Source organism: Ciceribacter sp. RN22 (assembly GCF_024054295.1).
GTDB classification, from domain to species: domain Bacteria; phylum Pseudomonadota; class Alphaproteobacteria; order Rhizobiales; family Rhizobiaceae; genus Allorhizobium; species Allorhizobium lividum.
The window spans coordinates 2,789,759-2,808,691 of sequence record NZ_JAMXLD010000001.1 but is presented as its reverse complement, the minus strand read 5'-3'; the positions used below and the strand labels follow the sequence as shown (position 1 = coordinate 2,808,691).

Genomic DNA, 18,933 nt, shown 5'->3' with positions numbered 1-18,933 from the left:
GCCGGTCAGATCGGGGCTGGTCGGAGTGCCGTGCGGCAGCCCAAAGTGACATTTCAACTTTGCGCCGGAACGGACATTTCAATCTGGCCGCCACAATGTTTGTAGCCGCAAAGCTAGAATGTCCTGTTTCTGCAAAGCCGGTGCGCCGGGATCAGTTCGGCGGCCTACTGACCGGCCACACGGATGGCGAGCACCGCGCAAGCTTCCCGGGCTAAAGCCCTCTCAGCATTTGATTGATCCAACGGCGACGTGTCCAGACGCAAATTGACCCCATACCGACGAGCTGTATCAGTAAGAAGCGCATTTCGTTTTTGGACGAAGAGCGCCGACGGCAGGTTCCACCACACATATCGGAAACAAGAGAATTCCGCTCGGCACGATGCGCGGTCCTGCCGGCGGGCAGATTGCCAGCATCCCGATTGCGGCTTCCAGCAGATATACGAAGAGTAAGAATTTGACGGTAAGTCTCTCGCGCTTCAGCGTCACCGATGCCGATATCAACGAGGTCAGCGAGTTCTACGGGCGGACGATCGCGCCCGTGGCCGTTCAATCGACCCAAGCTGGCGCTCCCGTTTCCGTCGATCGCCTGCACGTCAAGGCCGGCCCTTATGATCTCTGGAGCGACATCAACCGTCACGATCTCGAGGTTTCGTTTGTCGCGCCGACGGAGTCGCTGTGCATCCTCACGCCTCTCACGGGCGCGCTCGCGGTGACCGCCAGGGGCGTTCGACTGGCGGCCGTGCCCGGTTCGCTCGTCGCAACGGATTTCCAGCCGGCGGATTCGATCTTTCTCCAGGGCAACTGCGGGCACCTCGGCCTCGCGTTCGCCCGCTCCGCGGTGGTCCGTGAGTTGAGCGAGTTGCTGGATGCGCCCGTACTTCAGGATTTCGAAGTCGTCGGAGAGATCGACGCCGGCAAGGCACGCGACGTTATCAAGCTCGCCACCTTCATCTGGGCGCGACTGGCAGACCTTTCGACCGGCACCCCGCCCGATTCATTGATCAGAGGCCTTTTCCGTGCGGCACTCGTCACCCTCCTGGAGATATTCCCGCATCGATATTCCGACCAACTCGTGCGGCCAGTCTCGCCGGCGGCGCCAAGGCATGTGAAGCGAGCGATCGAATTCATGATGGCCAATATTTCGTCGCAGATGGGCATCGGCGAGATTGCCAGGAATGCCGGTACGAGCACCCGTTCGCTACAGGTCGCCTTCCAGAAGTTCAGGGGATGCTCCCCTCTTGAATACTTGCGGAAGGCTCGCCTGGAGGAAGTCAGGCGGGAGATTTCGGAAGCCTCCGACGGCAACACCATTGCCGCGATCGCCCGCAAATGGGGTTTCACCCACATGGGACGCTTCTCTTCTATCTATAGGGAAGCGTTCGGAGAGCTTCCGACTGAAACGTTGCAGGAGGCGAAGGCGGCGCGCGGACGCATCTCGTCTGTCCGCGACGATGGCCGTGGCGCGTAACCGCTGAAGACCCCTTCCCTGTCCTGCTTCCCCGGTCCGCGCATCGGCGCGTCGAACATGTGTCCGCATCAGGTTGCGATCCGCGCCTGCAGACTGCTGCACTGACCTCCGGAAGGTGCGATCGATATCCACATAGGTATTTTCGTATCCATTCTGCGAAGCCGTTTTGCGCTAGATCAATCCGATTAAGGATTTCTTCAGGGGGCTGGCGAAAATTGGACCACGCAAACTGTAGTAATAATTTGCAGAGCCTAATGTAAGTATTGAAGAAAATAGAAATTCCGTTCCGATTTTGAAATAACCTGAGTACTTTGTTCCGCTTCGTGGATCGGTCGGCAGATCGGCCGATCCACGAAGGGAACCCCAGCCGCCAACGTTGAGCACGCGAGATCCATCGCGGGCGTGGCATGATGCCGCCGGAGCCAGTTGCGCTCGTCGTCGACACAGATCCCGTGGCCTTTCCCCCCCTTTATCGCCGGTGCTGCCGTCATTCAGACGGCATCGTTCGGCCGCAACAACAATCTATGCGTGTATCTTCCCGAAGATAGCGCCCTTGGCCACTTGGATCGGCGACCTCATTCGCTGACCCACAAAGCATTGAAGAGAGCATGGAAAGCAAAGCAGACCACTCGACTATCCCATCGCAGGAAACGGGCGAAGTGATCCCCCTTTCTGGCCGGCTTACACTGCGCGATGCCCGTGCCATCTGCGCGAGACTGCGCGAGGCCATGGCGGGCTCCAACCGCATAACGATCGATATCCAGGATTTGAAGAGCCTCGACGTCGCCGTCGTGCAGCTCCTGCTTGCGGCGCGCAAGAGCGCCGAGCAGCAGCACAAGTCCCTGTCGATTTACCCCCTCCCCTCCGAGGCGCTGCAGACGATCCTCATCGAATCCGGGCTGGCTGGTCACGGAGGCGACGACGGTGAACGACGCGATGCGTTCGGGTTGGCATCGAACTTCAAAGAAAGGCAGGACGCATGAGCAAGACCATCCTAACCATCGACGACTCCGCCTCCGTGAGACAGCTGGTCGAAATGACTCTGACGGGTGCCGGCTACAAGGTGATCGAGGCCGCTGACGGCGCCGATGGCTATGCCAAAGCGACGGCGAACCAGGTCGACGCCGTCGTCACCGACCTCAACATGCCGGTGATGAACGGCATCGACTTCATCCGCAAATACCGCGCTCACCCCGGCTCGGTCGGCGTGCCGGTCATCTTCCTCACGACGGAATCGGATGGAGAGCTCAAGCGGCAGGCGAAGGACGCCGGTGCGACGGGCTGGATCGTCAAGCCGTTCATGCCCGACCAACTCCTGTCGGTCATCCGAAAGGTTGCCGGCTGATGCTGTCCAACGATCCCGTCGAAACATTCCGCCAGGAGGCGCGCGACCTGCTCGAGCAGCTCGAGCAGTCCCTGCTCGACCTCGGCCAGTCGCCGCAGGATACCGACCTGGTCAACAGCGCCTTCCGCGCCCTGCACACGCTCAAAGGCTCGGGCGCCATGTTCGGGTTCACCGAGGTCGCAGGCTTCGTCCACGCCTTCGAAACCGCCTTCGATCGCGTCCGCAAGGGCGAGACCGCCATCACGGCCCCGCTGATCGCCGTCGCGCTCGCCGCAAAGGACCACGTCAGCGAGCTCATTGCCGAACCGGGCCGCCACGCAGCCAAGGGCTCCCCGATCCTCGCACGGCTGGAAGAGATCGTCAGCAACGTCCCGGCGGCGAACCGCAATGCCGCACAAACGGCTCCGATGGTGACGGAACCCTCTGCCTCCCTTCGCCTCTGGCACATCCGCTTCCGGCTGCCCGAGGATGCGCTTGCGCTCGGCGCCAATCCCCTCCTGCTGCTCGACGAACTGCGTGGTCTCGGTGAATGCGTGGTAACCGCCAACGCCGACGCCGTTCCGCCGGTCGAGGTGATCGACCCGGAGGTCTGTTACCTCGCCTGGGATGTGAAACTGACCACCGCCGCCCCGCGGGACGCCATCGACGACGTCTTCATTTTCCTGAAGGATGGAATGGATTTGTCGATCGAGGCCCTTGGGGCCGATACGGAAAAGACGATCGACAACCGGGGACTTGCTCCGCTGTCCGAAGCGACCGCGATACCCTCAGACACGAACGAGGTTGTCGCACCTGCTGCTGCGAAGTCGGCACGCACGACGGAGGCTCGCGAAAAAGCAAGCTCCTCGCTGCGCGTGCCCGCCGAACGTCTCGACGAGTTGATGGACCGTGTCGGCGAACTGGTGATCGCCCAGGCGCGGCTGTCGCAGCTCGCCGACGCCAGTAACGACGTCAACCTGAAGACCATCGCCGAGGAACTGGAACGGCTCTCGTCCGGCCTGCGCGACACGACGATGGGAATCCGGATGGTGCCGATCGGAACGCTGTTCGGCCGCTTCCGGCGGCTCGTCCACGATCTTTCACGCGACCTTGGCAAGGAGGTGGAATTCCTCACCACGGGCGAGGAGACCGAACTCGACAAGACGATGATCGAACGGCTTGCCGACCCGCTGGTTCACATCATCCGCAATGCGGTCGACCACGGCCTGGAAAGGCCCGACCGCCGCAGTGCGTCTGGCAAGCCGGCTGTCGGGCGGGTTCGCCTCGCCGCGAGCCACACCGGAGCGGAGGTCGCGATTTCGATCACCGACGACGGCGCGGGCCTGAATGCGGAACGCATCCGCGCCAAGGCCGAGGAAGCGGGTCTCCTTGCGCCGGACGCGAAACTTCCCGAACAGGATCTCTTCCGGTTCATCTTCCATCCCGGCTTTTCGACGGCGAGGGAGATCACCTCCGTGTCCGGCCGCGGCGTCGGCATGGACGTGGTGAAGCGGACGATCGACATGCTCCGCGGATCGATTGACGTCGCCTCGAAGCCGGGCGAGGGAACGACGGTCACGTTGAGGCTGCCGCTCACGCTCGCCATCATCGAAGGCATGCTGGTGCGTGTCGGCAACGGCCGCTACTGCATTCCCCTCTCTGCGGTCGAGGAATGCGTCGAACTGCCGATCACGGCGGAAACCGTCGGAAAGGGCCGAAGCCTTCTCAATATCCGCGGCTCGCTGGTTCCGTTCCTCAGACTGCGCGAGCTGTTCAGGACCGAGGCTCCGCCGGATCTTCACCAGAAGGTCGTCATCGTCGCCGTCGGAGAACAGCGGGTCGGTCTCGTCGTCGACCAGATCCTCGGCAACAACCAGACGGTCATCAAGTCGCTGTCGAAGCTGCACGCCGACGTCGAAACCTTCTCCGGCGCCACGATCCTCGGAGACGGCACGGTGGCCCTGATCCTCGACGTCACCCATCTCGTGCGGTTCGGCCAGAGCTTCGAGAACCGCCTCAGGGCAGCGCAAGCGGGGAGAGCGGCATGAAGAGTGCAGCTGCAAACGCCAGCGGCGAACGTTCGCGGATACCCGCCACCTCGATGCAGGCACTGACGCTCGGACTGCAGGGCGAGCTCTTCGCCATCGAAGCCGAAAGCGTGCGCGAGATCCTCGATGTCGTGCCGATCACCGAAGTGCCGAACGCACGACCCTTCGTCAGTGGACTGATCAACGTCCGCGGCCGCGTGGTCCCGCTCGCCGACCTCCGCGTCATGTTCGGCATGGACCGGCCGCCGCCGGACCTCGATACCCGCATCGTCGTCATCGAGATCAATCTCGACGGCGAACCGACCATCGCCGCCATCCTGGCCGACAGGGTGCATGACGTCACCGACATCGAGTCGGCCTCGATCGAGGAAGCGCCGAAGGTCGGCATGCGGTGGCGTCCCGAATACGTTCGGGGCATCGGCAAGCGCGAGGACGAGTTCATCATCATCCCCGATATGGAAAGAATTTTTGGATCCGAGGGTCGCAAGGTCCTCGAACTCGAATTGGAAGAAGGAAAAACTCTATGAGATTGACACTGAAAGTTAAATTGGGTGCGGTATTTACTACCGTCGTCTTGTTGTCGGCCGGGGGTATGTTCCTGGGCATCAACAACCTCGCAACCCTTCGTGGCACCTATGACGGATTGATCGACAACCAAATCGCGCGCATCAGATTTGCCAACCAGATCGATGCGACCGCAGTGCGTATCGACAGGGACGAAAAGCAGCTCGTTCTCGCATCCGACAAGAGCGAAGTGGCAAAGCTGTCGGCGTCCATCGAGCAGAACAAGAAGACGCTCGATGAGCTCGTTGCCAAGATCTACGATCTGTCTGGCGCCGAGGGCAGGTCCAATATCGACTCCTTCAAGGAGCCATGGGCCAAGTTCCTCGAGGCTGATGTCAAGGTGCAGGAATTTGCCGCGCTTCAGTCCATCGAGCAGGCAAACGATCTCTTGCAGGACGAAGCCCTCAAGGCCTACAATAACATGGTTAGCCAGGTGGATGAGCTGAGGCAAAGCCTTGAGAGCGCCGCGGCTGTGTCGACGGACAACATCGCGATGAACCGGTACATCGCTTTGACCGACATGTCTGACCTGATCTTGCGCATTCGTGCCAACACTCTGAAAGTCCTGACCGACCGGACCGATCCTGAGGCCCAGAAAAACGACGCCGCTAAAGTGGACACCCGCATCGGTGACCTCGAGGCGCAGATCGCCAAGGCCGATGGCTTGCTGGTCGGTGCGGACTACGCGGCGTTCCAGGATATCAAGACGAGCGTTGGAGCCTGGTTGCCCCTGGTCAAGGAAGCCGTATCGAAGGGCCTCGAAAACGGGGGCTATCAGGCCGCTGTGGCGAGTGCGCAGGGAGCTGACTCCCGGCGTGCGGCCATGGCCATCCTCAACGACATGACCACCCGGCTACGCGATGACGTCAATCAGGGCCAGGCCGATTCCGCGGCAGCCTATGAAACGGCGCGCATGACGCTGATCGGGGCGCTTGCTCTCATCACCCTGATCGCAGCGGCTTCAGCAACCTGGATCGTGCTCAACATTTCCCGCGGGGTCACCAGTGCAGTCAACCTTGCCCGTGCGGTCGCCGACGGTGATCTGAACGCGACGGCCACCGTCAAGTCGAACGACGAGATCAAGGACCTGGTCGACGCCCTCAACCAGATGGTCGGCAAGCTCAAGGAAGTGGTCGGCGAAGTGGTCTCCGCCACTCGCAACGTGGCTGCCGGCAGCCAGGAACTGTCGGCTGCGGCCGAGCAGTTGAGCCAAGGCGCGGTCGAACAGTCGTCCTCGACGGAGGAAGCTTCGGCATCCGTCGAACAGATGGCCGCCAACATCAAGCAGAACGCCGACAATGCGGGCCAGACGCAGGCGATCGCCCGCCAGGCTGCCGTCGACGCCGAGACCTCCGGCAAGGCCGTGGGCGAAGCCGTCAAGGCCATGGAAACGATCGCCGAGAAGATCCTGATCGTTCAGGAAATCGCTCGCCAGACCGACCTGCTCGCCCTCAACGCTGCCGTCGAGGCGGCCCGGGCCGGCGAACACGGCCGCGGCTTTGCAGTCGTCGCGTCCGAAGTACGCAAGCTCGCCGAACGCAGCCAGGCTGCCGCCCAGGAAATCTCCGGCCTTTCCGGCGATACCGTCAAGGCGGCCCAGTCGGCAGGCGAAATGCTCTCGAAGCTGGTCCCCGACATCCAGAAGACCGCGGAACTCGTCGCAGAAATCTCGGCGGCCTCCAACGAACAGAACGCCGGCGCCAGCCAGATCAACGCAGCGATCCAGCAGCTCGACAAGGTGACCCAGCAGAACACCTCCGCCGCCGAGGAAATGTCCTCGACTTCGGAAGAGCTCGCCACCCAGGCCGAGCAGCTGCAGTCCTCGATCAGCTACTTCCGCCTCGATGAGACGGCAGGCTCCTCCGCCCGCGCCGTGCGCCAGACGCAGCATGCGGCTCCGGAACATTCGGTTGCCGGTCTGCAGAAGAAGGTGAAGGCAGCCGCCCCGCAGCTCGCCGCGACCCGGCCGTCGAAATCGAACGGCGGCTTCGCCTTCGATCTCGGGGACGCCGGAGACAAGCTCGACGCGGAATTCAAGCGCTCGGCCTGATCCGCTCCGCCACCTTTCCGCCCGATGCCGACGGCACGGGCGGCCGCCTCTCCCCCCTTCTTTGCCAGTCTTTGGGGGGAGAGGCCGGACCGACGAACGACTTACACGAAAGAAGCGTGCCCCATGGCTGACATACGGCAATACGTGACCCTCGGCATCGCCGGCGAACTTCTCGGTGTGCCGGTGGAGCGGGTCAGAGAGATACTCGAAGTTCATCCGATTTCGCGACTTCCCCACGCTCCGCCTCATCTTCTCGGAATGATCGATGTGCGCGGCCAGGGTGTGCCGGTCGTCGACCTGCGCCTGAAGCTGGGCTTTGAGAAGAGCGACGACACACCCGACACCCGCATCATCGTGCTCAACGTTCCGGTCGGCGAGCGCGAACTTACCTTCGGCCTCAAGACGGACCGGGTCTTCGAGGTCAGCGTTCTCGATGAGGAGCAGCTCGACGCCCCGCCGGAGATCGGCGTCAAATGGCGCTCCGAATTCATCGCCGGGATTGGCCGCCGAAACGGCAATTTCGTCACGGTTCTGGACCTCGGGCGCCTTTTCAGCTCGGGCGAGGCGATGCTGATTTCATCGCCCGCGCACGCCGCCTGAGGGCGGTTTCCCGCACCACTGGCCGCGAGCTGCTTGCGGCCGCCGCCGATCCCATCCCACACCCACGAAATCGGACCTCCTGATGTCTCAAGCCTTACTTCGCGTTACAGAAACACCGGCCCGGACAGGACAGGACCGCCTCAGCGACGCCGATTTCAGCCGTATCGCGACGCTGATCGGCGGCCATGTCGGAATCAAGCTGCCGCCGGCCAAACGGCTGATGGTGGAGGGTCGCCTGCGCAAGCGCATGCGCAGCCTCAATTGCGCATCGCTCACCGACTACTGCCGGTACCTGTTCCACGAGAACGGCCTCGAAAACGAACTGGTTCACGTCATCGACGCCGTCACGACGAACAAGACCGACTTCTTTCGCGAAAACGAGCATTTCGTCTTGCTGCGGCAGAAGCTGATACCGTCGCTGACGGCACGACGCCCCGCGGGCGCGAAGCCGCGGCTGAAGCTGTGGAGCGCCGCAAGTTCAAACGGCGCGGAAGCCTATACCATCGCCATGGTACTGGCCGACATGGTCGAACGCGGCGACGATTTCCAGTTCGCCATTCTCGGAACGGACATCTCGACGGAAATGCTCGCGGCGGGTAAGCAGGCCACCTACCCTTCAGAGATGATCGCGCCCGTGCCGCTCGACATGCAGGAGCGCTATCTCATGCGCGGGCGTACCACCTCCTGGCATGGGGAGGTCCGCATCGTTCCCGAGCTCCGGCGGCTCGTGCGCTTCCAGCGCCTCAACCTCATGGAAGAAACCTATCCCGTCGACCGCGACGTCGATGTGATATTCCTGCGTAACGTTTTGATCTATTTCGATAAACCAACGCAAGAAGCGGTGGTGTCGCGGCTTGTGGGCCATCTGCGCCCCGGCGGTTTCCTGATCCTCGGCCACTCGGAATCGATGATCGGCACGAACCTGCAGCTCAAGCAATGGGCGCCGGGTGTCTTCGAAAACACGTCAGGACTGAGGTAACATTCCGTGCCCGGCTTATCCCCCAGCAACCCGGCGGCAAAGATCCGCGTGCTGATCGTGGACGACTCCGCCGCGGTACGCCAAGCCCTTGCCGACATCATCAGCAGCACGCCCGATCTCGAGGTGATGGCAACCGCATCCGATCCCTACGTGGCGGTCGAGCGCATGCGCCATCAGGTTCCCGACGTCATTTTCCTTGACGTCGAGATGCCGCGCATGGACGGGCTCACTTTCCTGCGCAAGATCATGAGCCAGCGGCCGATCCCCGTCGTCATCTGTTCGTCACTGACGGAGGAGGGCTCGGACACCCTCGTGCAGGCGCTCGAGGCCGGGGCCGTCGATGTCATCACCAAGCCGCGATACGACACCGCCCATGCCCTTGCCGAGTCGCAGATGCGGATCTGCGACGTCGCGCGTGCGGCGGCGCACTCCCGCATCGGCAATCGACGCCGTCCTGCCCCGCCCGTGAAGGCCGAGGCGAAGCTCAGCGCCGACGCCATTCTGCCCGCCATGGCTCCGGTGCGCGCGAACGGCGTGCTGACCGACAGGATCATCTGCATCGGTGCCTCGACCGGCGGGACCGAGGCGTTGCGGCAACTGCTTGGCGAGCTCCCTGCCGATTCCCCGGGGATCGTCATCGTCCAGCACATGCCGGAAAAGTTCACGGCAGCCTTCGCGCGACGCCTCGACAGCCTTTGCGCCATCTCCGTCAAGGAGGCCGCCCATGGCGACGCCGTCGTCGCCGGCCAGGCGCTCATAGCGCCCGGTAATCGCCACATGCTGCTCGAGCGCGTCGGCAAGCACTATCGCGTGACGATCAAGGATGGCCCGCACGTCTCCCGCCACCGTCCCTCCGTCGACGTCCTTTTCCGCTCCGCCGCCCAGAGCGCCGGGGCGAACGCGACCGGTGTCCTTCTGACGGGCATGGGGGACGACGGCGCTCACGGGCTCCTGGAGATGCGGACCGCAGGTGCCCTGACCATCGCCCAGGACGAGGCGAGCTGTGTCGTCTTCGGCATGCCCAAGGAAGCAATCGCACTCGGCGGCGTCCAGCGGGTCTTGCCGCTCGACCGCATTGCCGACGACATCATCAACGGGACGCGTCCCAGATCCGCGGCAGGCGCAGCATGAGACACCACAATACCGCCATCGCACTCCGGCCGACGCCGGACGAACCGGGTGCGGACCACCTGGCGGGCCGGCTCATCGACCTCGCGCGTGAGCTCGCCGAGCCGAGAAAGGCGATCGAAAAGACCTTCCTCGAAATGGGCGAGCATCTCGGCACCTGCGCCGGCCTGCTGAACGAAATTTCGAACCTCCACCAGGCGATGCCGGCCGAACTCGAAAGCGCCGATTTTCTTGCCGCGGCAGCGAGCCTCGAAACGGTACGGGAGCAGCTGGGCGAACTCACCGCCTCACATGCGGACGAACAGGAGCAAATCGCGCAGCTCACGGCCATGGCGACCAGCCTGGACACGCCTGTCGCGGGACTTCGCAATGCCGTTCGCGCGATCCGCTTCGTTGCCGTGAACGCGCGCATCGCCGCCGCCGGCATCTTGAGCGACCAGGTGGATCTCGGCGCCTTCACGATCGACATGGTCGAACTCGCGCAGAGCGTGGAAAACGCGATCACGACGCTCGGCCAGGCGCACCGGAGATTTGCCGAGACGCTATCGGAAGCCCATCTCGCGAACGCCGCACTCGCGCGGCGCCACGGCGCCACAACGAGCACCATCTCCGGCCGCATTCGCGAGCATCTGGCAACCATCGTCGAACACCGCACGAGCGCACAGGCGCGGGCACAGGAACATGCGTCGCTGACGCTGCAGATCAGAAGCCGGATCGGCGCGGCGATCGCCGGCCTGCAGACGGGCGACGTCACTCGCCAGCGCATCGAGCATATCGAACAAGCGCTGGACCTCCTTGGCGGGCGCCTGCCCGATGTTCCTGTTGCGGACGCAACCTTCGCGGCGGTCTGCAATTTGCAGGTGAGCCAGCTTGACGAGACCATGGCGGATTTCGCCCAGAAGATCGGCGACATCATCCATTCGCTCCGGCAGCTTTCCCTCGATGCCTCGTCGGTGCTCCACTCCGGCAGCGAGGAAGCGGAGATACTTCTGTCGTCCGGCGGAACGGCGTTGCACGGCATGGTCGAAGACCTGCGGGAAATCTCTTCCCTGTTCAGGGATTTCCGGGACACCCGCGACAAGACCGAGGCGGCCGTCAACCACGTCGCCGAGGCTCTCGAGGCCATGCTCGACCGCGTCCGCGCGATCACGGACATCGAACACCAGATCCATCTTCTCAGTCTCAACACTGCCATCCAGTGCGGCAAGCTCGGAGCGGAAGGCCACGCGCTCCGCGTCATCACCCACGATCTCCGTGAACTGGCCGGACAGACGGCGACCGCCGCGGGAACGATTGTCACCGCACTCGACGGCGCCGGTGATATCGCGCGGGCCCTGATGACGGCCCGCTCAACGGGCCCGGCCGAGGGCATCGCGGCGATCGAGCAGGACGCCAACGCGGCGATCGGCCTCTTCGAAGCCGTCATCGAGCGCTTGAGCGAGCGGGCAACCGGCATGGCGGCAAGCGGTCCGCGAGCACTCTATGAACTCGGTGCCGCCGCCGAAAGCGCCGTCGAACGCCAGGACTTCGCCGACCGCTGGAGCAGCGCACGCAAGGAACTGGCGGTGCTTGCGTCCTCGGCAGTCGCACAGGATGGGGGACAGGACCTGGACGCCGATTTCCTTTGCCGATTGCGCGCGAGCTACACGATGGAGGCGGAACGCCGGATCTATGACGGGCTCTTCGGCCATATTGCCGAAAAAGAGCGTTGCGAACCGGCACAGGCGGAAGCGGCGGGTGAACTCGATGACATCCTGTTTTGAAGCGGCACCAGTCATCCATCCCGAAGGCGGATCGCAAGGCCGAAGCGGCAGGAGCGGCTCTGGCGCGATCTCTTCGAGATTACTGACGACGATAGCCGGAAATTGACGGTCCGGTGCCGGGGGGAGCAAGCGTCATGATCAAATGCCAAACCATGTCCGCGAATGCCTGTGGGTGCGACGCAGCGGCCGCCCCGCCGACGTGCAGGGACGTCAGCGGTCTCGCCAGATGCCTCGGCGACTACGCGCGCCTTCTGGGCGAGCGGACGCTGGAGCTGGACGCGGCATCCTGTCCGGGCCTTCCATTCCAGGAGCAGCTTGCCTCGTTGGCCGATATGATGTCGGCCGCCCTTTTCGCCGCCCGCATAGGGGACGACGGAGAGCTCTCCTGCGTCTACGCAAGCGAGAAGATCGCGGACGCCATCGGTCCCTTGCCGAAGGATGTGGGGCGGGTTGCCGAGCTCTTGTTCGCCCGGTGCCATCCGGACGATCAGGCGGCGATGCGGGCCTGCCTGACGGCATCCGCCCGCACCCTCGATCCCTGCAGCACGGAAATACGCATCCTGCATCCCGGCAAGGGCGAGAGACAGCTCGAAATCAAGGCTGTCCCCCAACGCCAGCCCGACGGCACCGTTCTCTGGATCGGCATGATGCGTGACCTGACTGAAACCCGGAAGATCACACGGGAGCTGGATGAGACAAACGCCCGGCTCCTGAGCGTACTGCGCACCATTCCCGATATGGTCTGGCTGAAGGACAAGTCCGGGATGTACAAGATGTGCAATCACGCCTTCGAGCGACGAAGCTGCAAGACCGAGGCGGAAATCATCGGCAGGAGTGACTTCGATCTCTACGAACCGGAGCTCGCGGCTTCCTTCGTGCAGAAGGATCGGGAGGCGACCGAAGCCGGCAAGGTGTGCATAAATGAAGAGTGGGTGACCTATCCAGAAACCGGCGAGGAGAGGCTCATCGAGACCCGCAAGGTGCCGATCCTCGACTCGGTCGGAGCGGCGATTGGCGTGCTCGGCCTTGCCCGCGACGTTACTGAACGCAAGCGTATCGAGGAGATGCTCGCCAAGCGTGAGCAGGAATTCCGCACGCTCGTCGAACACTCTTCGGACCCGATCCTGCGCTACGGGCCCGACCTGCGCTGCCGGTACGCCAATCCCGCGGCCGGCGCCTTGCTCCGAAATCAGGCGGACGGCCTCCTTGGTCTCCGGCCTTCGCAACTGCTCGTCCGCGAGAACGGGGAAATCTTCGAACGGTTCCTTTCGGATGTGCTGACGACCGGCGGCGAGCAGGAATTCGAGGCCGTCTGGAAGGACGACGCGGGCAACCGTTTCTGCCATCTCGTCAAACTGACCCCCGAATTCAGCACGGAGGGCAAGGTGACGAGCGTGCTCGCCGTCGGCCGCGACATCAGCGAGCTTCACACCTCCCGCCAGAAGATCCGGCAGATCGCCTATTACGATCAGCTCACGCGATTGCCCAATCGGGCACTGTTCAACGAACGCTTGCGCCGAATGATCTCGGATGCGGCGATCTCCGGGCAGATGGCCGGTGTGATGGTGATCGATCTCGACCGCTTCAAGGCGGTCAACGACACCATGGGGCATCCCGCGGGTGACGCCCTGCTGCACGAGGTGGCACAAAGGCTCTCCTCCTGTGTGCGCGCCGTCGACACGGTAGCCCGGCTGGGAGGAGACGAGTTCGCCGTCCTCGTGCCGGATATCCGCTGCAGGGACGATCTCGAACAGATTGCCGAGCGCATCCTGCGCAAATGCGACAAGCGTTTCGTCGTGCAGGGGAAGGAAGTCTTCGTATCGTGCAGCGTCGGCATCGCGATGTCGCCCGACCACGGCACCGAACCGGACGAGCTGGTGCAGTACGCGGATACCGCCCTCTATTCGGCGAAGGGCAACGGCCGAAACGCCTTCCGTTTCTATACGAAGGAACTGACCGCCCACGCGCGCGAGCGCCTGATGCTGGAACTGGATCTCCGTCATGCCGTGCGGAGAGGCGAGATGTGCCTGCACTATCAGCCGAAGGTGTGCCTGAAGAACGGCCGGCGCTCCGGCGCCGAGGCTCTGTTGCGGTGGAACCATCCCCGCCTCGGCATGATCTCACCGGACCGGTTCATGGCAGTGGCGGAAGACACAGGCCTCATCGTCGACATCGGCGCCTGGGTGCTCCGCGAGGCCTGCTTCGCCGCGGCGGAATGGAACGGACCCGACAGGCCGGTCCAGAAGGTGGCGGTCAATCTGTCAGTGCGGCAATTCCAGACCCGCGGGCTGCTGGCACTGGCCGAAAGCGTTCTCGAGGAGACGCGTTGCCGCGCGGAATGGATCGAACTGGAGATCACCGAAAGCCTTCTGCTGGAGGAGCATGAGCACGTTCTGGAAACGCTGACCGCACTCAGGAAAATGGGCTTCACCATCGCCATCGACGATTTCGGTACGGGCTACTCGGCGCTCAGCTATCTCACCCGGTTCCCGATCGACGTCCTGAAGATCGACCGTTCGTTCGTCTCCCGCATGACGAGCGACGGGCGTTCGATGAACCTGTTGAAAGCCATTCTCTCCCTCGCCCACAGTCTCGATCTCGAGGTCGTGGCCGAAGGCGTCGAAACCTCTGAGCAGGCTGCGATCCTCAGGAACTTCCACTGCCGGCTGGCGCAAGGTTACCTGTTCAGCCGTCCTGTATCGAAGGATGCGCTCGAAACGCTCCCCGGCAGCTTCCCGCTTGCGAAATAGCCGATACGGTCTCAGTCCTACCAGCGAAGAAGCCGCCGGCCTAGGAATGCCCCGGCAAGGACGACGATCGCGATTGCCAGCATGTACCAGGTGGCGCCGAAGAGCGGGCTGTCGTCCGGGCAGTGCCAGGCATAGATCGCCGCCGCGATCGAGCCGGAGGCGAGGCCCGCCGCCGCGCCTGCGAAGGTCGGATTGTCAGGGGCTCCCCGCTTGAGTGCGGCCATCAGGCCGACCAGCGGAGCGGCAGAAAGCACCGGGATGAAGAAGATGCAGAAGGCGGCGTTTTCGCCGACCAGCTTCCGGCCCCAGGTGCTTGCCGGAGACACGTAGAGTTCGGCGCCGACGGCGCCGGCGAGCAGGAAGAGAGGCAGAAGCAACGCCGACAGCTGCACGCCGAGCGAGGCGCCCGGCCGGCCGACGCGGAAGACGAGCGCGGTCGAAAGGGCAGCGAGCAGCAAGGTCATGCCGATCTTGAAGGCGACCCGCGCGGTCTCGATCGCGGTTGCGATATCGTCGCGAAGACCGATCGTGGCGAGCATCAGCAGAAGCGAGGCGCAGATCCCCGCGGCAACGGCCAGCCACACGGCGCGGCCGAGTGGCCGGACGCTCGGCGCGTCCGCCGCAATCAGGGAGATGAGTTCACTCGTCTTCATCGACACCACTCCGGTATAGCTTCGCCAGCGTCTTGAGCGCCCGGTGGAGGGCGACGCGCACGGCCCCTTCCGACATATCGAGCCGGCCTGCCATCTCGCGGGCATCCTTCCCCTGGAGCGACAGGCGCACGATTTCGTCCTGGGGCGGCCGCAACCTGGCAATCAGCCGTTCCGCATCGCCGAGGTCGGTCGTTGCGTCGGCAGTCTCGTTTGCGGTCAGAATGTCCACCACGTGCTCGATCGGCACATTCGTTCGCCTGCCCCGCCGCCTCAGGGCGTCGATCAGCTTGTTGCGGACGATCGCCGAAAGCCACGGACCGATCGGCCGGTCCGGATCCCATGTGCCGCGCTTCAGATGCACGGCGAGCAACACTTCCTGCACCACATCCTCCGCCTCGCCCTTCGGCGCACCGAACCGGTCGCATCCGTTGAGCGCCAGCGCCCTGAGATGCGGGGTCACGCCCGTCAGGAACGCCTGATAGGCACGGCCGTCGCCGGCGATCGCTGCCCGCATCCATTCGGCCCATTGCTCTTCTCTTGCTCTGGTCGACAAGCCTTCTCATTCCCCCTACGCAGCGGCCAGCGCCTTTATTACAGATCGGAAGAGAAAATTCGTCAAATTTCCTCTCGTCCCGGTCAACTTCCCGTGCGTCGCCGGAAAATTTCCCTCCCTCACGAAAAAACGGCACCCTCCTGTAACAATGCGACGAACCGCACCGTAGTCCCTTTTGCAGCCGATCCTCGGCCAGCACCCTCAAAGGAGACAGAACGATGAAAAAGTCTATCGCAACACTTGCACTGACCGGCGCGATTGCTTCGGCTCTCGCATCGATTGCCGTACCGGCGTCCGCCGCCGAGACCACGGAGAAGTGCTACGGCATCGCGCTCAAGGGCCAGAACGACTGCGCCGCCGGCAAGCACGACTGCGCCGGTCAGCAGTCGATCGACTACGACAAGGCATCCTTCAAGCTCGTGCCGGCCGGCACCTGCACGACGATCAAGACGCCCGCCGGCATGGGTTCCGTCACCCCGGCCTGATGAGCGTCCCGACGTCTCCAACAATCTACGACAAGGAAGTCCCGACATGAATCTGCTTACCCCCACGCTTCTTGCAGCCTCCGTCGCCGCCGCCATTGCTGCCGCGTCCGCTGCACCGGCCGCGGCCGCCGACGCGAAGGAGAAATGCTACGGCGTCGCCCTCAAGGGCCAGAACGACTGCGCCGCCGGCCCCGGCACCACCTGTGCCGGCACGTCCAAGATCGATTACCAGCAGAATGCCTGGAAGCTGGTGCCTGCCGGAACCTGCGAGACGATCAAGACGCCCGGCGGTCACGGCACGCTGACCCAGGGCCCTGCCCCCGTCTAAGCCTTGCATCCCGCCCCTCGCCGGTTGCCGCCCGTCCTCCGACGGACACGATCCGAAAGCACCGGTGAGGGGCAGGTTTCGTCGATATCAAAGGAGTCTGACCGATGCGAGCCTCACGACTACCGCCCCGCCCCGGCGTCGGCTTCAAGCCGGAGCACTTTCACGACATCGACACCGCCCGGCAGCCTCTGGGCTTCTTCGAGGTCCATGCCGAGAACTACATGGGCGCCGGCGGGCCGCCGCATGCCCGCCTCGGCAAGCTCAGGGCCGATTACGCCCTGTCGATCCACGGCGTGGGCCTGTCGATCGGTGCAACGCAGCCGCTCGACCGCGATCACCTCGCGCGGCTCAGGACGCTCTGCGACCGCTACGAACCGGAGAGTTTCTCCGAACATCTCGCCTGGTCGAGCCACGGCGAGAATTTCTACAACGATCTCCTTCCCCTCCCCTACACGGAAGCGACGCTCGCGACCGCCGCCGAACACGTCTCGCAGGTACAGGAAGCACTCGGGCGCCAGATGCTGCTCGAAAACCCGGCGACCTATCTTCTGTTCGAGGAGAGCACGATCGAGGAGACGGCGTTCCTCGCCGAGGTCGTGCGCCGCACCGGTTGCGGTCTCCTGCTCGACATCAACAACGTCTTCGTCGCCGCGACCAACCACAATCTCGATGCGCGGGACTACCTCGACCGCTTTCCGCTCGCCCATGTGCGCGAGATTCATCTGAGCGGCCATTCCGCGACCGTCGACGACCATGGCGCCCCGCTGTTGATCGACAGCCACGACACGCCGGTCCATGACCCGGTCTGGGCCCTCTACGCGCGGACGATCGCCCGCACCGGACCCGTCGCGACCCTCATCGAATGGGACAACGACGTGCCGGACTGGGCAACCCTGCGCGCCGAGGCGGAAGCGGCGGGGTGCATCCTCGATCACGCCGCGCTCGCCAGAGCGTCGTGAGGCTGCCATGACGTCACAAGCCATCTTCTCGGCCGCGCTGGTCTCGACCGATCCCTCCGCTCCCGACGGGCTGACGTCCTGGAACGGCGCGCCGGACCGCCGCTTCGGCGTCTACCGCAACAATGTCATGGTCGGATTGACCGCGGCCCTGCAGAGCCGTTTCCCGGTCGTGGAGAAGCTTGTCGGCGCGGACTTCTTCGCTGCCATGGCGCGCGCGTTCATCGCCGCTCATCCACCCCTGAGCCCGCTTCTGCTCGCCTACGGCGACGACCTGCCGGCCTTCATCGAAGATTTCGAACCGGCGGCATCGCTGCCCTATCTCGCCGATGTCGCGCGGCTGGAGATCGCCCGCTCCCGCGCCTATCACGCGGCGGATGCCGAGCCTCTCGATCCGGCCACACTGGCCGCAGTCCCGCCGGAAAGGCTGGTGTCACTGCGTTTCCGGCCTCACCCGTCGCTCGCGATCCTGCGCTCGTCCCATCCGGTCGTCACCATCTGGACGATGAACGTGGGAGAGGCCGAACCTGCGCCGATCACCGTCTGGATTGGCGAGGATGCCGTCGTCGTCCGGCCGGAAATGCTCGTCGAAGTACGGCGGCTGCCCCCCGGCGGCGCCGTCTTCCTGCAGAGCCTTGCCGACGGCGCCCCGCTCGGCGAAGCGGCGGTCCGGGCCCTGGAAGCAAGCGCTGATTTCGATCTTCCTGCCAATCTCGCCGGCCTCTTCGAAGCCGGTCTTTTCACGGCCATAGAGGCCCCGGAGGAATTGCCATGACATTCGTCGCATCTGCCGTCGCGCTCCATGCGCGGGCGGTCTCTCTCGCCGAGATGATCCCCCACTCGTTCCTTGCTCTCCTCGCCCGGGTCTCGATCGCTGCGGTCTTCTGGCAATCGGGCCAGACCAAGGTCGACGGCTGGACGGTCACCGACAGCGCCGTCTACCTCTTCGAGAACGAATACCGGCTGCCGCTGATCGACCCCTGGCTTGCCGCCCATCTTGCAGCGGCGGCGGAGCATTTCTTTCCCCTGCTGCTGGTCGTCGGCTTCTTGAGCCGGCTCTCGGCACTCGCGCTTCTCGCGATGACGACGGTCATCCAGATCTTCGTCTATCCCGGCGCTTGGCCGACGCATGGAACATGGGCGGTCTGCCTGCTGGTGATCGTCCTCCGCGGCCCGGGCGTCGTTTCGCTGGACCACTTGCTCGGGCGATGGTGGCACGGAAGTGCCGTGCCGCCGGCGATGGCAGGCAATCGGCCTCACATGCGCTGAGAGCCAGGGACACGA

18 protein-coding genes are annotated in these 18,933 nt (G+C 63.9%); 16 read left to right on the top strand and 2 right to left on the bottom strand.

The window, feature by feature from the left end; all coding sequences use genetic code 11:
* Positions 1-454: 454 nt before the first annotated feature.
* The 11 genes from NHF53_RS13670 (at position 455) to NHF53_RS13620 (ending at position 14,674) form a co-directional block, all read left to right on the top strand.
* Positions 455-1,468, top strand: coding sequence for a helix-turn-helix domain-containing protein (locus NHF53_RS13670; RefSeq protein ID WP_252834637.1), 1,014 nt, complete (start codon positions 455-457; stop codon positions 1,466-1,468).
* 608 nt (positions 1,469-2,076) lie between these two features.
* Entirely contained in the window at positions 2,077-2,451 is a 375-nt protein-coding gene (locus tag NHF53_RS13665; RefSeq protein ID WP_252834636.1) for an STAS domain-containing protein, read from the top strand.
* On the top strand, positions 2,448-2,813 hold the full coding sequence (locus NHF53_RS13660) for a response regulator (RefSeq protein WP_252834635.1): 366 nt from the start codon (positions 2,448-2,450) through the stop codon (positions 2,811-2,813). Before NHF53_RS13665 ends, NHF53_RS13660 begins: the two co-directional genes overlap by 4 nt.
* Positions 2,813-4,840, top strand: a complete 2,028-nt coding sequence (locus NHF53_RS13655; RefSeq protein WP_252834634.1) for a chemotaxis protein CheA — start codon at positions 2,813-2,815, stop codon at positions 4,838-4,840. The genes NHF53_RS13660 and NHF53_RS13655 overlap by 1 nt, the downstream gene beginning before the upstream one ends.
* The gene (locus NHF53_RS13650) at positions 4,837-5,367 is read left to right on the top strand and encodes a chemotaxis protein CheW (RefSeq protein WP_252834633.1); all 531 of its coding nucleotides are present in this window, start codon (positions 4,837-4,839) and stop codon (positions 5,365-5,367) included. The genes NHF53_RS13655 and NHF53_RS13650 overlap by 4 nt, the downstream gene beginning before the upstream one ends.
* On the top strand, positions 5,364-7,454 hold the full coding sequence (locus NHF53_RS13645; protein WP_252834632.1) for a methyl-accepting chemotaxis protein: 2,091 nt from the start codon (positions 5,364-5,366) through the stop codon (positions 7,452-7,454). Before NHF53_RS13650 ends, NHF53_RS13645 begins: the two co-directional genes overlap by 4 nt.
* A 123-nt stretch (positions 7,455-7,577) precedes the next feature.
* Positions 7,578-8,054 (top strand): chemotaxis protein CheW, encoded by a 477-nt coding sequence (locus tag NHF53_RS13640; RefSeq protein ID WP_252834631.1) that lies wholly within the window; start codon positions 7,578-7,580, stop codon positions 8,052-8,054.
* Between the two features lie 82 nt (positions 8,055-8,136).
* Positions 8,137-9,033, top strand: coding sequence for a protein-glutamate O-methyltransferase CheR (locus tag NHF53_RS13635; RefSeq protein ID WP_252834630.1), 897 nt, complete (start codon positions 8,137-8,139; stop codon positions 9,031-9,033).
* Positions 9,034-9,039: 6 nt separating this feature from the next.
* Complete coding sequence (locus NHF53_RS13630) at positions 9,040-10,164, top strand: chemotaxis response regulator protein-glutamate methylesterase (RefSeq protein ID WP_114364579.1); 1,125 nt, start codon at positions 9,040-9,042, stop codon at positions 10,162-10,164.
* The gene (locus NHF53_RS13625) at positions 10,161-11,924 is read left to right on the top strand and encodes a methyl-accepting chemotaxis protein (RefSeq protein WP_252834629.1); all 1,764 of its coding nucleotides are present in this window, start codon (positions 10,161-10,163) and stop codon (positions 11,922-11,924) included. Before NHF53_RS13630 ends, NHF53_RS13625 begins: the two co-directional genes overlap by 4 nt.
* A 134-nt stretch (positions 11,925-12,058) precedes the next feature.
* Complete coding sequence (locus tag NHF53_RS13620; RefSeq protein ID WP_252834628.1) at positions 12,059-14,674, top strand: EAL domain-containing protein; 2,616 nt, start codon at positions 12,059-12,061, stop codon at positions 14,672-14,674.
* A gap of 17 nt (positions 14,675-14,691) precedes the next feature.
* Here the strand turns inward: NHF53_RS13620 and NHF53_RS13615 are convergent, their stop codons facing one another.
* Both NHF53_RS13615 and NHF53_RS13610 read right to left on the bottom strand, forming a co-directional pair.
* Positions 14,692-15,327, bottom strand: coding sequence for an NrsF family protein (locus NHF53_RS13615; RefSeq protein ID WP_252834627.1), 636 nt, complete (start codon positions 15,325-15,327; stop codon positions 14,692-14,694).
* Positions 15,314-15,880 (bottom strand): sigma-70 family RNA polymerase sigma factor, encoded by a 567-nt coding sequence (locus tag NHF53_RS13610; protein ID WP_114364583.1) that lies wholly within the window; start codon positions 15,878-15,880, stop codon positions 15,314-15,316. Before NHF53_RS13610 ends, NHF53_RS13615 begins: the two co-directional genes overlap by 14 nt.
* A 218-nt stretch (positions 15,881-16,098) precedes the next feature.
* On the opposite strand from NHF53_RS13610, the gene NHF53_RS13605 reads away from it, so the two are divergent.
* From NHF53_RS13605 to NHF53_RS13585, 5 genes are all read left to right on the top strand, one after another.
* Positions 16,099-16,365 (top strand): DUF2282 domain-containing protein, encoded by a 267-nt coding sequence (locus NHF53_RS13605; RefSeq protein ID WP_252834626.1) that lies wholly within the window; start codon positions 16,099-16,101, stop codon positions 16,363-16,365.
* Between the two features lie 46 nt (positions 16,366-16,411).
* Entirely contained in the window at positions 16,412-16,693 is a 282-nt protein-coding gene (locus NHF53_RS13600) for a DUF2282 domain-containing protein (RefSeq protein ID WP_252834625.1), read from the top strand.
* A gap of 104 nt (positions 16,694-16,797) precedes the next feature.
* Positions 16,798-17,652 (top strand): DUF692 domain-containing protein, encoded by an 855-nt coding sequence (locus NHF53_RS13595; protein WP_252834624.1) that lies wholly within the window; start codon positions 16,798-16,800, stop codon positions 17,650-17,652.
* Positions 17,653-17,659: 7 nt separating this feature from the next.
* Positions 17,660-18,424 carry a DNA-binding domain-containing protein gene (locus NHF53_RS13590; RefSeq protein ID WP_252834623.1) on the top strand — a complete coding sequence of 255 codons (765 nt, stop codon included), beginning with the start codon at positions 17,660-17,662 and terminating at the stop codon, positions 18,422-18,424.
* Complete coding sequence (locus NHF53_RS13585) at positions 18,421-18,918, top strand: DoxX family protein (protein ID WP_252834622.1); 498 nt, start codon at positions 18,421-18,423, stop codon at positions 18,916-18,918. The genes NHF53_RS13590 and NHF53_RS13585 overlap by 4 nt, the downstream gene beginning before the upstream one ends.
* Positions 18,919-18,933 lie beyond the last annotated feature (15 nt).

Excerpts from the sequence above, each read along its gene's own strand:
- NHF53_RS13625 (WP_252834629.1), top strand. The coding sequence starts at position 10,161 with ATGAGACACCACAATACCGCCATCGCACTCCGGCCGACGCCGGACGAA.
- NHF53_RS13590 (WP_252834623.1), top strand. The coding sequence starts at position 17,660 with ATGACGTCACAAGCCATCTTCTCGGCCGCGCTGGTCTCGACCGATCCC.
- NHF53_RS13650 (WP_252834633.1), top strand. The coding sequence starts at position 4,837 with ATGAAGAGTGCAGCTGCAAACGCCAGCGGCGAACGTTCGCGGATACCC.
- NHF53_RS13660 (WP_252834635.1), top strand. The coding sequence starts at position 2,448 with ATGAGCAAGACCATCCTAACCATCGACGACTCCGCCTCCGTGAGACAG.
- NHF53_RS13640 (WP_252834631.1), top strand. The coding sequence starts at position 7,578 with ATGGCTGACATACGGCAATACGTGACCCTCGGCATCGCCGGCGAACTT.
- NHF53_RS13605 (WP_252834626.1), top strand. The coding sequence starts at position 16,099 with ATGAAAAAGTCTATCGCAACACTTGCACTGACCGGCGCGATTGCTTCG.
- NHF53_RS13655 (WP_252834634.1), top strand. The coding sequence starts at position 2,813 with ATGCTGTCCAACGATCCCGTCGAAACATTCCGCCAGGAGGCGCGCGAC.
- NHF53_RS13645 (WP_252834632.1), top strand. The coding sequence starts at position 5,364 with ATGAGATTGACACTGAAAGTTAAATTGGGTGCGGTATTTACTACCGTC.
- NHF53_RS13635 (WP_252834630.1), top strand. The coding sequence starts at position 8,137 with ATGTCTCAAGCCTTACTTCGCGTTACAGAAACACCGGCCCGGACAGGA.
- NHF53_RS13620 (WP_252834628.1), top strand. The coding sequence starts at position 12,059 with ATGATCAAATGCCAAACCATGTCCGCGAATGCCTGTGGGTGCGACGCA.
- NHF53_RS13595 (WP_252834624.1), top strand. The coding sequence starts at position 16,798 with ATGCGAGCCTCACGACTACCGCCCCGCCCCGGCGTCGGCTTCAAGCCG.
- NHF53_RS13600 (WP_252834625.1), top strand. The coding sequence starts at position 16,412 with ATGAATCTGCTTACCCCCACGCTTCTTGCAGCCTCCGTCGCCGCCGCC.
- NHF53_RS13585 (WP_252834622.1), top strand. The coding sequence starts at position 18,421 with ATGACATTCGTCGCATCTGCCGTCGCGCTCCATGCGCGGGCGGTCTCT.
- NHF53_RS13665 (WP_252834636.1), top strand. The coding sequence starts at position 2,077 with ATGGAAAGCAAAGCAGACCACTCGACTATCCCATCGCAGGAAACGGGC.
- NHF53_RS13615 (WP_252834627.1), bottom strand. The coding sequence starts at position 15,327 with ATGAAGACGAGTGAACTCATCTCCCTGATTGCGGCGGACGCGCCGAGC.